Below are 14,980 nucleotides of genomic sequence, written 5' to 3'. Positions count from 1 at the left end.
GTCAAAGGCTGTTTGCACATTTCAAATCGTTTGCCGAAAAATCCTCCAGTTTGCGCAAAAAGTAGCGTTTATCCGCTTATCACTCGCCTATTCAGGCTGCGCCTGACTCTCATCTGCCTGCGCTTTGGTACGCGGATATTTCCACAGCCACCGCCCGCTGACCATTCGACAGTAAAACAAAACGCCGCGCACCGCCCAGTCAAGCACCATCCCCAACCAGACGCCAATCACCCCCATACCCAGCACAATCCCCAGCGTGTAGCCCGCCACGACGCGACAGCCCCACATGCCGAGCATGGATACCCACATGGTGTAACGCACGTCACGTGCGCCTTTAAAAGCGCACGGCAACGTCCAGGCCATCGCCCAAATCGGCATAAAGAAGGCGTTGAGCCACAGCAGCTCTTTCACCACCACCTTGACATCCTCTTCGCTGGTATAAAACGAAGCGATCAGGCCGGCAAACGGCGCGGTTCCCCAGGCGATCAGCGTCAATACGATCGTCGATAGCCAGAAGACGTGCCACGCCTGACGTTCAGCCTGGCCGATCTGCCCTTTTCCGAGACGCCTGCCGGTAATAATTGTCGATGCGGAACCCAGGGCGTTCCCGGGCAGGTTAATCAGCGCAGCCACGGAGAAGGCGATAAAGTTGCCGGCAATCACGTTTGTCCCCATCCCGGCAACGAACATCTGAGTCAGCAGCTTGCCGCCGTTGAACAAAACCGATTCAATGCTGGCGGGAATACCAATGCCCATCACTTCCCAGATAATGGCGAAGTTGAACGGCTTAAAGTAGCTCTTCAGCGAAATGCGCAGCGCCGGGTTAAAGCCGATCATTAATACCCAGATAGTAGCCACCGCGCCAATATAGCGGGCGATGGTTAATCCCAGACCCGCGCCGACAAACCCCATGCCGGGCCACGAAAAAATGCCGTAAATCAGGATGCTGCTGATAATGATATTCAGAATATTCATCCCGCCGTTGATCAACAGCGGAATTTTAGTGGTTCCGGCTCCGCGCAGCGCACCGCTGCCGATCAGGGCGATTGCCGCTGCCGGATAGCTCAATACCGTTAGCTCAAGATAGGTCAGCGCCAGGCCTTTCACTTCTTCTGTCGCATCTCCGGCGACAAAATTAATAATTTCCGCGCCAAAAGCATGGATAACCGCCGCGAGAATAATCGAGAACAGGGTCATTATCGCCAGCGACTGTCGCGCTGCCGCCCTTGCCCGCCGCCGGTCACGCTTGCCCAGACTGAAGGCTACCACCACGGTCGTACCGAGATCGATGGCGGCAAAAAAAGACATGATCACCATGTTGAAGCTATCGGCCAGGCCAACGCCCGCCATCGCTTCTTTACCGAGCCAGCTGACCAAAAAAGTACTCAGCACGCCCATCAGCAACACGCAGGCGTTTTCCAGCAAAATCGGGACCGCAAGTGGACTGATTTCACGCCAGTAGAGGACGCGATAGGTCTTGCGTTTTTTAAACCAGGACGTGCGTTCGACGGACTGGCGTAATGCGGAGGTGACGTTCAAGGGAGACCTTAGTGAGAAAAGTTGAAACTACATTTCAAATGATGATAGAGAAAAGCTAATCCTGCAAAGCATTTTTCCCGATAGATTGTCGCTAATAACAACAATTTGTTGATGGATGCGCCAGTTGCGCGGCGGAAGGCGAATTGATGTTTGACAAAAGTTTTTTCGCCGCTAAGATACGACTCCACAACGATTCCTCTGTAGTTCAGTCGGTAGAACGGCGGACTGTTAATCCGTATGTCACTGGTTCGAGTCCAGTCAGAGGAGCCAAATTCTTGTTTTCAGCTATCCTTGCGAATCTTTTTCAGATATTGATTCAACAGGCTAGCATGGGAACACATCCCGGGGCATTTCTGGTTTTTTCTCCTCCGTGCCGGGAAATGCGGGCACTATCTTTGTTGCGCATAGCATGTCCCACTTCTCCCTTAACAACACGCCAATTGTCAGCCTGAAGCCTGCGAAGATTTTCACATAGCACGAACGTTATCTTCTGGTTAATCCTGACGGCAGATCTGCATCGAGTGGCCGTTCCGTGCTTGAGCACCTCAGATGCACCCGGTAGCGGGATCATTTCTCTGTACGCAAGAGCTGAATCGATCATTATCAGCAGGGGCAATCATTTACTCGGCTGTCTGTTTTGCGGGGGCAATGATGGAAGAGAACAAAATGCACCAGTTGCATACCTGCTACTTTCACATTTATTCATCGATATATTGAAAATAAAGAAATATCTGCTACAGGTATTCGCCAAAACTCCTGTCCTCACCAGACGTAGTGCGAGAATACGCTAAACGAGAGGATACGATTGAAGGCTATTATGTGAAAAATAAAAACTGCGGCCATGATCCGAGCAATGGCCTGCTCCCATTATCGCCAGTATGCCAGACAGCTTTGATTTTATATTGACAGAAAACTATCCGCTCAAGCCTGTTTCGGGCACATCAACGCACGTTGCAATGAGACAAGGTTTTAGCAAACAAAATATTAACGATACGAATCAGCATTTTTTTACCATCTGCGGTAAAATCTTTTCTTAGTATCGGAGTATCGGGTCCACTTTCACCATCGTCGCATAGCAACATTTTAGCAAAATTCCAATGCCATATATTCGATTCCATATTCGGCAAAGAGAATACCACGCCAGCGCTCCGTTTAACGCTTCATCACCATAAACTTTATTAATTTTCACTGGTATCTTCGAGTTTACCTTTAATATTCTCGTGTAATATATTGGCAGCCCTTGTACAAAGCTCAGCGAAAATAGCAATCTCTCCCTGCGACATACAGGATGCCACCTGCTCAGCCATTATGCGCCTGCTGGACTCTGCAGAATTCAGGAATTCAATACCCTTTTCCGTAATCCTCGTCAGCATTTCTCGCTTGTCGCTTTCTGCCGACTCCTGCTCAACAAAGTGCTTATCTTTCAACATCCGCAGGATCTTGGACATTTTACTACGCGCAAATCCGAGCTTTTCACCAATTGCGCTTGGAGTCATCGGCTGGAACTGACGTAAAATATACAACGTATCGTATTGCGGCCAGTTAATACCATCAGGATTAATCAGCGATCGACGTGCAACAAGTACGCATTGCAAATTCCCTAAGGCATCTTCAAATTGACGATTCAATGATATTTCGCGCTCGGAACCACTAGCCACTTTTTTATTCATTTCCATACATTCTCCTGATGCCGTATACAATAAGTTAAGCTTACCATTTTACCATAACCCTTCAAGGAAGGAAAAGTTATCCTAACCTTCGCCCCCATTGATAACATAAGAATCATCCTGTTAATCCTGAAAGATATATTCTCTGTTCAAAACATCCTCATAATCTATTAATTCAGTTATCTTGCCATCATTTATTTCAATCACATTAACATATAACAAAGAGAACTGTTTCCCATCTGGCAGAGTATTCCCATGTAGTTTATATTCAACAATGACGACATCGGGATTATTCGTATAGTGGAATCGTTCATCCTCTATAGAGGTAAAGCGTAAGGGCGCAACGCCAAAGCCATTAGCATAGTGTAAGCGAATATTTTCACGGCCAACAATCACCTCTCTATTGCGACGGAAAGGCAACGACAAACGTCCATTAACAGAGAAAAGGGATGCCAGCTTATCCGATGACTTCTCCATCACTGCCGAAATATATTTATCAAATAGTGCTGGAACCATTGTATTATCCTCTTGATGAAATTGATAAACGTCTTGCTAGACAATTTCTTTCTGCCGCTGGAAATAAACAATCATACGTTTGAAAGTCTCCTCCGACAGTTCAGGAAAGCGCAAGCCCAGTTGTGTAATACGCTTAGTCGTCTCTGGATTACCATAGGCGTTATCGCCAGTATCCAACAAATTCTCTTTAAAGAGATGAATGACCGGCCCCAGCGCAACCTCGCGCCCTTGGGTGACACACAGCTCAAGTTGTTGCAACCACTCACCGTCAGAAGTCGTTTCTAACGGATAGCCCAGAGAACGAATCGCCCGATATACCGGGTCAAACCGGATGCTCTGAGGATGGAAAATATGGAAGTTCTCCTGTCGAGTAGCCTCTGAACGCGCTAAAGCAACTATCGCTTCAGCGACAAAGTCGACAGGCAGCAGGTCCGTTGATAGGGAAGACGGATCGGGCGCCAATCCCATCTGGATAAAGCTTTTTATCTGGCGCCACAAAAAATCATCGCTCTGGCAGGCCCCAGTTCGGCTGTCTCCGCCAATACGTCCGATGCGAAATACGTTAGCATCAAGTCCTTGTTCTCTGGCCTGTATAACATAGCGTTCAGCCACCCACTTACTTTGCGTATAACCAATCGACAGTGCTTCCGGATGCCCCGGCACACAATGTTCCACGATAGGCGATTCAGGATAGCGTGGAGAAAATACGGCGATAGTGGATAAATAGTGGAGCGTTTTTCGTCCGCCACAACCGCAGAAAGCTAAAATATTTAGCGTACCCTGCACATTTGACTGTTTAACAGAAGAATAAGAGAGCAAAAAATTAATCTGTGCGGCTGCATGGAATACCGTGTTCACTCGCTCTGCCAACCGACTATACGCGTCAGGGCTTAACCCTAAATCGCGCTGACCAATATCACCGAGGCAAACTTCAACCCGGGAAAAATCAATCTCATCGGCGATTCCGTAGCGCATCGCATTTTCACGTAAACGAGCCAATGCGTGCTTATCTGTCCTGGCTCTTACCAGGCAAATCACGGATTGGGTCCCGGCCAATAGCAGTGAACGCAGCAGGTAGATGCCTAAAAATCCTGTCGCCCCGGTGAGCAACGTCAGCCCAGGGGTTGAACACTCTCCCCCCTGCCAATGTATGCGTTCGTATCCATCCTGAACAAAGGAACGATCAACGGTATCGACGGGCCCTTTTTCACTGACAACATAGCCGTCGATGCACTCTGCCATAGCCAACAACGTCGGGTGATTAAATAACAAACGTAGAGGAATATCGCAATTGAATGCCTTACGGAGCAGAAAAACCAGCTGCGTGGCCAACAAGGAATGTCCGCCAATGGCGAAAAAATCATCGTGCAGTGCGATGTGACGACCCGGAAATAGCGTTTCCCATAGCGCCCTGACCTGCTCCTGCGTTTTCGTCAGAGACCGTTCTGGCATCTGCGCGGATGATTCAACAATAATATCCACCTTAAGCAACGCCTTACGATCGATTTTCCCGCTAGGGGTAGTAGGCAGCTTATCCAGAAAGACCAACTCTGTGGGAACCATATACTCCGGCAGAACCAGGCGAAGGCCGCGTTTGATCTTATCCTTTTGATTGCTTTTATCATCCATTAAACCAGCAATAAAAGCGACGAGCTGCTTGCTTCCTGAAGTATCTGCCCTGCCAACTACCGCTGAAACCTGCACGCCTTCCAGGGCATTGATGGCCGCTTCTACTTCAGACGGTTCGATCCTAAAACCGCGAATTTTTAACTGATTGTCTATCCTGCCAAGATAGCTGAACCGATCGTCATGCTCCAGCCTCACCAGATCACCGGTACGATATGCGTGGCAACTTTGTGTGGCAAAGCCCTCAGCAGAGATAAAACGTCGAGCGCTTTCTTCACTTTTATTGTGATAGCCGGGAGAGAGAAAATCGCTAACGATGAGCAGTTCACCGGCGACACCGGCGGGAACCAGCTGCAAATGCTCATCCACCACCAACAGAGTAAATCCGGGTAGAGGGTAACCAATGGACGCTGCATCTCCCCATTTATCGCTTTCCGGTGGCAGCACATACGCGGAACAGACGTGACTTTCTGAGGGACCATAGAGATTAATCAGGCGAACGGGTTGCCTGAAAAAATGTTTAATATCCGCGGTGAGTACGAGCTGTTCCCCGGTGGAGTAGACCTCTTTTAAACTCGGGAATTGCCTGTTGGCCAATGCGCTCAAATGCGCGAACTGTTGCAAAGCAACATAGGGAAAATAGAGACGATTAATCCCCTGCTCCTGGATAACCTCTTGCAGAAGATCCAGATCTCTCCGTTCTTCTTCACTGGCAATATATAAGCACCCACCGCCAGCTAACGTGCCGAAGATCTCCTGAACCGAGACATCAAAAGAAAGTGACATAAAATGCAGAGTACAATCTCCTTGATCGCACTCAGAAACATCTCGTTGCCACTTAATCAGGTTATTGAACGTTTTATTTAATAACCGTACTCCCTTGGGCTGCCCGGTTGAACCTGATGTATAAATGATATACAGCTCATCGTCGGGCATTCTTTTGATATAAGAGTATTCACCAGGGTACTCCGGGGGAATATCATCGATTAACAACAGAGGTACGGAGCCAGACACTGGGAATTTTGCTACCAGCGATCGTGTCGTGGCGATGCAATCCACACTGGCGTCCTGCAACATGTAACCAATTCGCTCTTGCGGGTATTGCGGATCGATCGGAATGTAGGCCGCGCCGGTTTTTAACACGCCAAACAGAGTGGCAATCGCCTCGGCATTCCTTTCCAGTAATAATGCAACACGTTTGCCAGGTGCGATATTTAACGGCTGCTGTAGGTAAGCGGCAATCTGCCCTGAACGTTCCGCTAACCAACCATACGATCGTGTGCCATTAGCGGTAATTAACGCAGTATCCGCAGAGTGGCTTATAGCATGCTGATTGAAAGCCGCCAGGGCGTCAAATCGCCAGGCCTCCGCGCACGATTTAAGACTAGATCGAACAACCAGTTCACGACTTAACGGTGCATCCAACAGCCTCAGGGATGACAGTAATACCTCGCCGTCCTCGCCCATCGCGCTTAATAAATGACGAAAGATTTTCATCCAGTAGTCAATGGTCTGCGGGTGATACAACGCCGTCTTATACTCCAGCGTCAGCTTCCACTGCGGTTGCGCTTCAAAGAACAGCGTCAGATCGTATTTTGCCATCTGGCTAAAATAGTCATCCAGCATGACTTTAAAAGGCAAGTCGTTGAAAATATCGCCCCGGGTATCGGGCATAACCAACAGCGTTCTGAATAGAGGACTGTCCTGCCCCGCGTTTTCACGCGACAGTGCGACAATTTCATTGAAAGGGAGCAGCTTATTGAAATGTGCGCCAATAAAAGATTGACGTACCTTTGCAGCCAGCGTGCTGACCGTGTCATCTTCATTGACCTGCACGCGAACCGGCAGAGTATTGATCATATATCCCGGCGTTTCGGCAAACTCGCTGCGATCCCGCAGAGTAAAAGGCACGCCAACGGTAATATCGTTCTGCCCGCTCATACGGCTGAGGAAAAATTGCCAGCACATGGACATATACATAAATGGAGTCATTGACAACGATCTCGCGTGCCGCTGCAGTGAGTCCGCTTCCTGTTCGTTCAGCGCCAGCATGGTATAGGCGGCTTTGGTATCTTCCCGAAGACGACGGGGAAAATCGACCGGGAGGTCCGACAAGGGTGGAGCTGGATGCAGTGCCTGTCGCCAATAAACCCGCATATCTTCGCACTCAGCCGCCGCAAGGGACGCGGCCTGCCAACGAGTAAATTCCTGATAGCTTCCCGTGCCGTTAAACGCTGGCAGAACGCGCATCTCGTCAAGCGCACAATAGATTCGCAGCAAATCATGCAAGACAATACGTACTGAGGGGGCATCAATAATGATGTGGTGGAAGCAGCATGCTAACCAGGTTGTACCTGAGTCTGAACTGAGCATATTAATGATACTCAGCGGCCCCTCAGCTAATGATAAACGGCTAGCCGCCAGTTGTGCCGTGACGGATTCAGGGGTTTCCGTCTGCTCTGGTTGTCGATGGGAAAAAGAGAGATAGCCATCAGCGCCGATACGCTGTTGTAATTTACCGTCAAGATAAACAAAACGCGTTCTGAATATTTCATGGCGCAAGGTCAGCTCAGCCACAGCGCGCTGCATAATATCAGCGTCCAGTGTCGCATTAACGGTCAGCAGCACCGGCACGTTATAGCATTGGGGCTGCTCCAGCGTATTATCCAGCCACCACATTGCCTGCTGCCCGGGCGTAGCTGGCAGATACGTTACCGCACTTTCTCCACACTCCTTGTTCAAACAGCCCTTTTTTGACTCGCCGCTATTGAATGATGGCATTTTATCCCCCTCTTAAAATTCCCTGTAAAATCCTTCCTGTTTGCTGGTAGTCCCAACCCCAGGTATTAGAGCTTTTGCCGTTGCCGAATGGTCTGAGCCAGCGCAGCAATAGTTCCGGCAGTGAAAATGTCCGCCGGCGAGACAGCCAAATTAAATGTCTTGCTTACCATTGACGCCAACTTTATGAAATGTAATGAGTTACCACCCTGGTCTAGTAAATTTTCTTGCGGGTTAATCGCCTCTGAATGAATAATCGCCTGCCAAATCGAGAGTAGCTGTTGCTCAACGTTGTCCATATTTACACCTGCTCCAGTAAAGAATTTTTTAACCGTAAACGATCTTTTTTACCGTTAGCGGTCATTGGCAGTACCGCCAGACGGCTAAATTTTTCAGGTATCATCCAGGCAGGAGCATGCATTGCGAGGTGATTCTTTAAATCCGCTACGGATAGCCCGTCATCCTGCGTGACATAACAAGCATGTAATCGCGGTTCATCCGGCGTCTCCTCTACCACAATCAGCACATCTTCTACAGCGTGATGTAAGCGCAACAGGTGCTCAATACCGGCGATATTGATGCGGAAGCCACGTATTTTACAAATATGGTTGCCTCGTCCGACCAGGACGATATTGCGATCCTGGTCGTAAGTTGCCCGATCATCGGTACGATAGAAAAGCATGTCAGTGCCTTGATACGGTATGGTGATAAACCTTTCCGCCGTCAGTTGCGGATCGGAATACCCCAGAGCCACTCCAGCCCCTGCGATAAATAATTCCCCATATTCACCGCAGGTACAGGGTTGCAACCGTTCATTGAATACCACCATCTCAACCAGAGGGAGTGGAGTACCAACCGGCACAGGAGATTCACTGGATAATTGCTCCTCCGACTGAATATGATAGAGAGACGAGATCGCTGAATTTTCCGTGCAGCCTAATCCATTAAATATTTTGGCTTTACCGGCCTGCACTGCCACGCTAAATAAGCGAGGATTGACAAAGTCTCCCGACACCACCACACAATCAGGTATATGCAGTGTTTCGACCGAAACCTCGACAAATAGCCGGAACAGCCCGCCAGAGAGGAATAGCATCGTCACGTTATCCGATTCGATCTGCCGTGCCAGGGCCATTAAATCCGGCAAGCCAGGCGGCGCAATCGTGAGACATGCTCCGGTCAATAAAGCCATCCAGATTTCATTAGCTGAGGCAGCGAAAGAAATATCTGCAATTTGCAAATAGCAGTCCCGCTCGCTATTCCCCAACGCCGGTACCGGCAGACCCAGTCTGGCAATCCCGCGATGAGCAATCAGTACGCTTTTCGGTTTTCCTGTTGAACCAGAGGTCATCAATATGAGCGCCGGATCATCAGCACTTAATACCGGGTAATTCCCGCTTCTTTGTTGCGTGCAGTTTTGTATCAGCGTCCTGCTCGACAAGACGTGCCATGCTCCGCCGGGCACGCTTGTTACATCATCGCTAATCAGGTATCTGGCTCCCGCCGCACTTAAAACCTCACCAATATAGCGTTCGGGACTATTCGAGTTCACGGGAACCATAACAGCGCCTATTTTCATGAGCGCCAGCATAAAAATATATAACTCCGGGCTACGTTCTATTTTTATTGCAACGATATCGCCTTTTATCAGGCAATTATTTTGCAACACAGCAGCCAGCGCTGAACATTGCTCAGCAAGTTCTCGATAGGTTATTTTTCTTTGATCGAAAATTAACGCAACCCTGTCCGGAAAACGTTGCGAAATCTCATCAAATATATCAGGGACAGCCTTTAACTGATAGACATATGCTGAATGCGTCATCACTCTCTCCTGGAGAATTAGGAACGTTCACACGCATAAAATCTTCTCTTGAAGAAGAAATTAAAGATCTAAAGAAATGCCGCCAGCTTACCGTGAGATGCCTCTAAGCAAACACCGCAAAACAAGCAACATATAAGCAACACAAGCATAACTAAGCGTTGCTTTCAATAGTCTATCTTCGAACCTCATCCCCAGTCAATTTGATTTCCAAAAAAAAATCATATAGCAAAAAATAAAAAACCAACAAAAATAATAACCATAAAAATCAATAACATGAAAAAACATAAATCAAATATAAATTTTTTTGATTGACATAAGGCACCCATTGGCGTGCAATATTTGTGCAAACCGTATCGTCTTTCATGTCCAGTAAACAGACAAGGAATAGCACTTTCTCATCGCTTTTTTGTTAAAAAACAAACGAAAAACCTGTTAAATTTCGAGTGAGAGATTAGAAATGACATCATTTCCTGGCAATAAGTCCAACTGGCAACAGCCGTTCTGGAGCGATAAGGACATGCTTGCCCTGGTCAAAAGTGAATTAGACAATCTTCCAGAATTATTAAGTTTTGCAGAAATAAGTGAACTCAAGAAAGCATTAGCCGCCGTTTATGCAGGAAAAACAATGATATTTCAGGCCGGCGACTGCGCTGAAAGAATTTGCGAATCTGGCGCGTTACATGTACGGAAAAAATTGATCTTCCTTGAGCAAATGTCCCGCGAATTCTCAACACTGACGGGGCTGCCGATATTGACGGTAGGTAGAATTGCCGGTCAATATGCTAAACCCCGCTCGCAACAAAACGAAGTCGATGGCGACAGGGTACTTCCCGTGTGGCGCGGTGATTCAGTCAACCGGCCCGAAGCGACACCAGAAGCCAGGCGTAACGATCCGCAACGGATGCTGCTGAGCTATCGTGCTGCTGCGGAAACGCTGGCCGAAATTAAACGTTACGAACGGGAATATCCCCGCGATATTCATCACATTTGGACCAGCCATGAAGCGCTGTTGCTGGACTATGAAACCACTCAAATCCGCACTAATCCCTACGGAGAATCATACTTAGCCAGCACCCATTGGCCCTGGATAGGCATTCGTACTCTTGCGCCTGACAGCCCACATATCGCCATGCTGGCGAATATCGCCAACCCTGTTGCCTGCAAGATTGACGCCAGCGTAACGCCATCGTTCATCGCGTCACTTTGCCGACAGCTCAATCCTCAGCGTATTCCTGGGCGTCTGACTTTTATTTCGCGTTTTGGCCGTTCACACATTCATCGGTTGGGCGCGTTGATTCAGGCCGCGCAAGCAACCGAAACGCCGGTGTTATGGATGTGCGATCCAATGCATGGGAATACCGGGAAAACACGGGCGGGCAATAAACGCCGCGAGCTTAGCGACATGATGGCTGAAATCTCCGGTTTCCTGAGGCAGGTGAAATCACATAACGCCTGCGCCGCAGGACTCCATCTGGAAGCAACGCCGAACCCGGTCATCGAATGCTTCAGTGAAAATAATCACCCTGAAGAACATGAACTTAAGCAAATTCTCTGCGACCCACGCCTGAACGTAGCGCAAACGCAGATGTTATTAACTCACTGGAAAGAGGGACAACATGACTTTTGATAAAGATTATATTGCCGTTATTACCGGCGCATGCGGTGGCATTGGCGAATCCGTTGCCCACGCGCTGGCGAAAGAAGGGCTGTCACTAGCGCTTCTTGATAATAACGCCACTCAGCTGGCAACCCTTGTAGCCACACTACAAGATAACCATCCGCAGCCCATTGCAGGCTTTACTGTAGACGTTGCCGACGACCGCTGCGTAGCAGAGGCCTTTACCGCAGTCGGTCATCAACTGGGCCCGGTAGGGTATCTGGTCAACGGCGCCGGCGTACTGTGCCACGCCAGCGTGGCCGAAACACAACCTCAGGATTGGGCGAAAACATTTGCCGTCAACGCGACTGGCGTATTTAACACCAGCCGCCATGCGGCCAATCTGATGATGGCTCAGCGTAAAGGCAGCATCGTAACTATCGCCTCAAATGCAGCGCGCGTGCCGCGGGCGACGATGGCCGCCTACTGCGCTTCAAAAGCCGCTGCCCAGGCATTTACCTATGCTCTGGGGCTGGAGGTCGCTCCGTATGGGATCCGTTGTAATGTTGTCGCTCCCGGCTCAACCGATACGCCGATGCTGCGCGGCATGTGGCATAGCGAAAGTGACAAGCAAAACACGCTCAACGGTAACCCACAACAATTTCGCATTGGTATTCCACTCAACAAAGTCGCTACGGCGGAAGAAATTGCTGCCGCGGTCTGCTTTTACCTGTGCGAAGAATCAGGGCAAACCACGCTATCAACGTTATTGGTCGACGGTGGTGCCGCACTCGGCAGCTGCTAAGCGTACAAGGAGAATAACATGGAAAAGATACGGCCCTATCCATTGCCGACAGAACGTCAATTACCCAAATCAATTGCAGACTGGCGACCCAACAGTTCAAGAGCGGCGCTACTCATACATGATATGCAGCGTTATTTTCTCGATTTTTACACTGCTGACGCCTCGCCGATAGCGCAGGTCATCGACAACATCTACCGCTTGCTTAGCGTCGCCCGACGTCTGCATATTCCAGTATTTTATACTGCCCAACCCGGCGACATGACGCCACAACAGCGCGGCTTGCTGCACAGTCTATGGGGTTCAGGCATGAACGGCAGCCAGGAACATAAACAGATTGTTCCTCCGTTGACGCCTCTGGAAAATGAGTGGGTATTAACGAAGTGGCGTTACAGCGCCTTCTTTAACTCTCCTCTTCTGAGTACTTTGCACGAACTCAAATGCGATCAGCTGATCGTCTGCGGCGTTTACGCCCATATCGGTTGTTTGTGCACAGCGCAAGAGGCCTATTCCAATGATATCGAGACATTTTTTATTGCCGATGCGCTCGCCGATTTCACCGAAGAAAAGCATCGTCTAGCGCTTGAGCTAGCTGCGGAAACCAGCTCAGTCGTGCTGTCAACCCGACAAGCTATCGACGCATTGGAACATTAAAGATCCTCACGGCACTTCAGGAGATGATGATGTTATCTAAAGATTCAGCAAATCCCGACGAGCTTTCGGCTCATCTGGCCAATCTTGATAGACCCTTTGCCTGTATTTACCGCCCCCAATGCGAACCTATCAACGCAGTATTGTTTCTTGAAGGGGATATTGAGCTAAGCCAGTCCCTTTCAGAATTAGCGCTGGATCCTCCCCTGGACGCGACGGGCAAATGCTCATTTAACAAATTGATATTATTGCCATTTAATCAGCTGAAAGAGAAAGGATATGCCTGCATTGACGATGGTGAACAGACGATCGTAATGCACATTGAGCGGCAAGACTATTATCCTATAGATTCATTTATCGCAGCCATTAATGACCATGATATCAAGCCACGAAACCTGCACTTCGATCTTGATGACCAAACGTATGGCGACATTGTTGATACCGTGATTGATCAGGAAATCAGCTCCGGGGAAGGCAGCAACTTTGTGATTTCACGCAGCCTGGAGGGCGATATAACCGACTTTAGTATCCGCCACGCGCTGACGCTGTACAAACGGCTGCTGCAATCGGAATGCGGATCATACTGGACATGGATGATCTTTACCGGCAGCCGCTATTTCATGGGTAGTACGCCTGAACAGCATATCCAGGTTGATGAGCAGAACGTGGCGATGAATCCTATCAGCGGCACATTAAAATACCCCGATACCGGGAATATGGCGCACGTGCTGGATGATTTTCTGCAGGATAAAAAAGAGCGCGACGAACTATTTATGGTGGTAGATGAAGAACTCAAAATGATGAGTAGCATCTGTCAGCGTGATATTCAGGTATCCGGGCCGAAGCTCAAGGCTATGTCGCACATCGCGCATACCGAATATTTTATCCATGGCAAATCAGATCGCAGTCTGAAAGAAATCATCAGGCAATCGCTATTTGCGCCAACAGTGACCGGCAGCCCAATAGAAAGCGCCTGTAAAGTTATCGCCCGGCGAGAACGCCGCGGACGCGGTTATTACAGCGGCATCGTTGCTATAACGGGTGCGCAAGAAGGTAAACGCTATCTGGACTCGGCCATCATGATCCGCACGGCCGATATTTCCGCTCAGGGACATTTTCGGCTTACGGCGGGTTCAACCATCGTCAGAAGTTCCATCGCGCAAAGTGAAGCCGGTGAAACACGCGCCAAATTACAAGGGCTAATGCATTCGTTCTTCTCTGAACCAGGCGCCGGGACGCCAAACCGGACAGGATTGTCTGCAGAACTTTGCCATCGGGCTGACCAGATACTGGCACAACGGAATGCACGCGCCTCCGCCTTTTGGCTGGATAACTCGCAATTGGGCCCGCGCACTCTACTCTCTCATCATGCCATCACACTGATCGACATGGAGGACAACTTCACCGCCATGATTGCCTATCAGTTACGCAGCGCGGGTTGCGCCGTCACCCTCATTCCCTGGTATGACTGTCCGAGCAAGCTAACGCAACTCACCGATCGCGACATCGTATTCATTGGTCCCGGGCCTGGCGATCCAACCAATATACAACTCGAAAAAATACGCGTGGGCCGAAAAATTATTGCGCAACGGCTCCGGGAGCAGCGTCCGCTAATCGGAACTTGTCTGGGACATCAGTTAATTTGCGCCGAATTAGGCATTCCGATCGAGCGGCTGGTCAATAACCGTCAGGGTAGCCAACATCAGATATCCATTCAGGGAAAACCTCATACCGTTGGTTTCTATAACAGTTTCTCCGCACTACATCAGCGGCCATGCTGGTACAGCCCGGAGCATGACAAAACAGTCCAGCTGGAGCGACTTCCTTCCGGTGAAATTGTCGCATTATCGTCAGGCAATGTTGCCTCCATACAATTTCATAACGAATCATTCCTGACGCAAGACGCATTTTCTATTTATCAATGGCTGATACAGAACGCCTTAACAACAACGGCAACTCTTAGCCAACAAGATGCCGTTTAA

10 protein-coding genes and 1 tRNA gene are annotated in these 14,980 nt (G+C 49.2%); 5 read left to right on the top strand and 6 right to left on the bottom strand.

The window, feature by feature from the left end:
- Positions 1 to 87 precede the first annotated feature (87 nt).
- Positions 88 to 1,539 carry an EmmdR/YeeO family multidrug/toxin efflux MATE transporter gene (locus ABLV75_RS23750; RefSeq protein WP_004103543.1) on the bottom strand — a complete coding sequence of 484 codons (1,452 nt, stop codon included), beginning with the start codon at positions 1,537 to 1,539 and terminating at the stop codon, positions 88 to 90.
- A gap of 194 nt (positions 1,540 to 1,733) precedes the next feature.
- On the opposite strand from ABLV75_RS23750, the gene ABLV75_RS23745 reads away from it, so the two are divergent.
- Positions 1,734 to 1,809 (top strand) — tRNA-Asn (locus ABLV75_RS23745).
- A 908-nt stretch (positions 1,810 to 2,717) separates the two neighbouring features.
- Here the strand turns inward: ABLV75_RS23745 and ABLV75_RS23740 are convergent.
- From ABLV75_RS23740 to ABLV75_RS23720, 5 genes are all read right to left on the bottom strand, one after another.
- On the bottom strand, positions 2,718 to 3,215 hold the full coding sequence (locus ABLV75_RS23740) for a MarR family transcriptional regulator (RefSeq protein ID WP_004103545.1): 498 nt from the start codon (positions 3,213 to 3,215) through the stop codon (positions 2,718 to 2,720).
- A gap of 114 nt (positions 3,216 to 3,329) precedes the next feature.
- Positions 3,330 to 3,722, bottom strand: coding sequence for a nuclear transport factor 2 family protein (locus ABLV75_RS23735; protein ID WP_004103546.1), 393 nt, complete (start codon positions 3,720 to 3,722; stop codon positions 3,330 to 3,332).
- Positions 3,723 to 3,758: 36 nt separating this feature from the next.
- Positions 3,759 to 8,129 carry a non-ribosomal peptide synthetase gene (locus tag ABLV75_RS23730; protein WP_004103548.1) on the bottom strand — a complete coding sequence of 1,457 codons (4,371 nt, stop codon included), beginning with the start codon at positions 8,127 to 8,129 and terminating at the stop codon, positions 3,759 to 3,761.
- Positions 8,130 to 8,194: 65 nt separating this feature from the next.
- Entirely contained in the window at positions 8,195 to 8,425 is a 231-nt protein-coding gene (locus ABLV75_RS23725) for an acyl carrier protein (RefSeq protein ID WP_004103550.1), read from the bottom strand.
- Positions 8,426 to 8,427: 2 nt separating this feature from the next.
- The gene (locus ABLV75_RS23720) at positions 8,428 to 9,948 is read right to left on the bottom strand and encodes an amino acid adenylation domain-containing protein (RefSeq protein ID WP_004103551.1); all 1,521 of its coding nucleotides are present in this window, start codon (positions 9,946 to 9,948) and stop codon (positions 8,428 to 8,430) included.
- Between the two features lie 457 nt (positions 9,949 to 10,405).
- Between ABLV75_RS23720 and ABLV75_RS23715 the strand changes: the two genes are divergently transcribed.
- From ABLV75_RS23715 to ABLV75_RS23700, 4 genes are read left to right on the top strand one after another with little or no spacing between them, the layout of a single operon-like run.
- Positions 10,406 to 11,575 carry a 3-deoxy-7-phosphoheptulonate synthase gene (locus ABLV75_RS23715; protein WP_047720889.1) on the top strand — a complete coding sequence of 390 codons (1,170 nt, stop codon included), beginning with the start codon at positions 10,406 to 10,408 and terminating at the stop codon, positions 11,573 to 11,575.
- Positions 11,565 to 12,350 carry an SDR family NAD(P)-dependent oxidoreductase gene (locus ABLV75_RS23710; protein WP_017145607.1) on the top strand — a complete coding sequence of 262 codons (786 nt, stop codon included), beginning with the start codon at positions 11,565 to 11,567 and terminating at the stop codon, positions 12,348 to 12,350. Before ABLV75_RS23715 ends, ABLV75_RS23710 begins: the two co-directional genes overlap by 11 nt.
- Positions 12,351 to 12,368: 18 nt before the next feature.
- Positions 12,369 to 13,001, top strand: coding sequence for an isochorismatase family protein (locus ABLV75_RS23705; protein ID WP_032734313.1), 633 nt, complete (start codon positions 12,369 to 12,371; stop codon positions 12,999 to 13,001).
- A gap of 23 nt (positions 13,002 to 13,024) precedes the next feature.
- On the top strand, positions 13,025 to 14,980 hold the full coding sequence (locus ABLV75_RS23700) for an anthranilate synthase family protein (RefSeq protein WP_227506359.1): 1,956 nt from the start codon (positions 13,025 to 13,027) through the stop codon (positions 14,978 to 14,980).

This window comes from Klebsiella sp. CN_Kp066 (assembly GCF_040065135.1).
Classification (GTDB): Bacteria; Pseudomonadota; Gammaproteobacteria; order Enterobacterales; family Enterobacteriaceae; genus Klebsiella; species Klebsiella oxytoca.
This window is presented reverse-complemented; position numbering and strand designations above follow the sequence as displayed.

What these genes read in the sequence shown, in the direction of transcription:
- ABLV75_RS23740 (WP_004103545.1), bottom strand. Translation starts at nt 3,215, where the DNA reads ATGGAAATGAATAAAAAAGTGGCTAGTGGTTCCGAGCGCGAAATATCA.
- ABLV75_RS23735 (WP_004103546.1), bottom strand. Translation starts at nt 3,722, where the DNA reads ATGGTTCCAGCACTATTTGATAAATATATTTCGGCAGTGATGGAGAAG.
- ABLV75_RS23730 (WP_004103548.1), bottom strand. Translation starts at nt 8,129, where the DNA reads ATGCCATCATTCAATAGCGGCGAGTCAAAAAAGGGCTGTTTGAACAAG.
- ABLV75_RS23725 (WP_004103550.1), bottom strand. Translation starts at nt 8,425, where the DNA reads ATGGACAACGTTGAGCAACAGCTACTCTCGATTTGGCAGGCGATTATT.
- ABLV75_RS23720 (WP_004103551.1), bottom strand. Translation starts at nt 9,948, where the DNA reads ATGACGCATTCAGCATATGTCTATCAGTTAAAGGCTGTCCCTGATATA.
- ABLV75_RS23715 (WP_047720889.1), top strand. Translation starts at nt 10,406, where the DNA reads ATGACATCATTTCCTGGCAATAAGTCCAACTGGCAACAGCCGTTCTGG.
- ABLV75_RS23710 (WP_017145607.1), top strand. Translation starts at nt 11,565, where the DNA reads ATGACTTTTGATAAAGATTATATTGCCGTTATTACCGGCGCATGCGGT.
- ABLV75_RS23705 (WP_032734313.1), top strand. Translation starts at nt 12,369, where the DNA reads ATGGAAAAGATACGGCCCTATCCATTGCCGACAGAACGTCAATTACCC.
- ABLV75_RS23700 (WP_227506359.1), top strand. Translation starts at nt 13,025, where the DNA reads ATGATGATGTTATCTAAAGATTCAGCAAATCCCGACGAGCTTTCGGCT.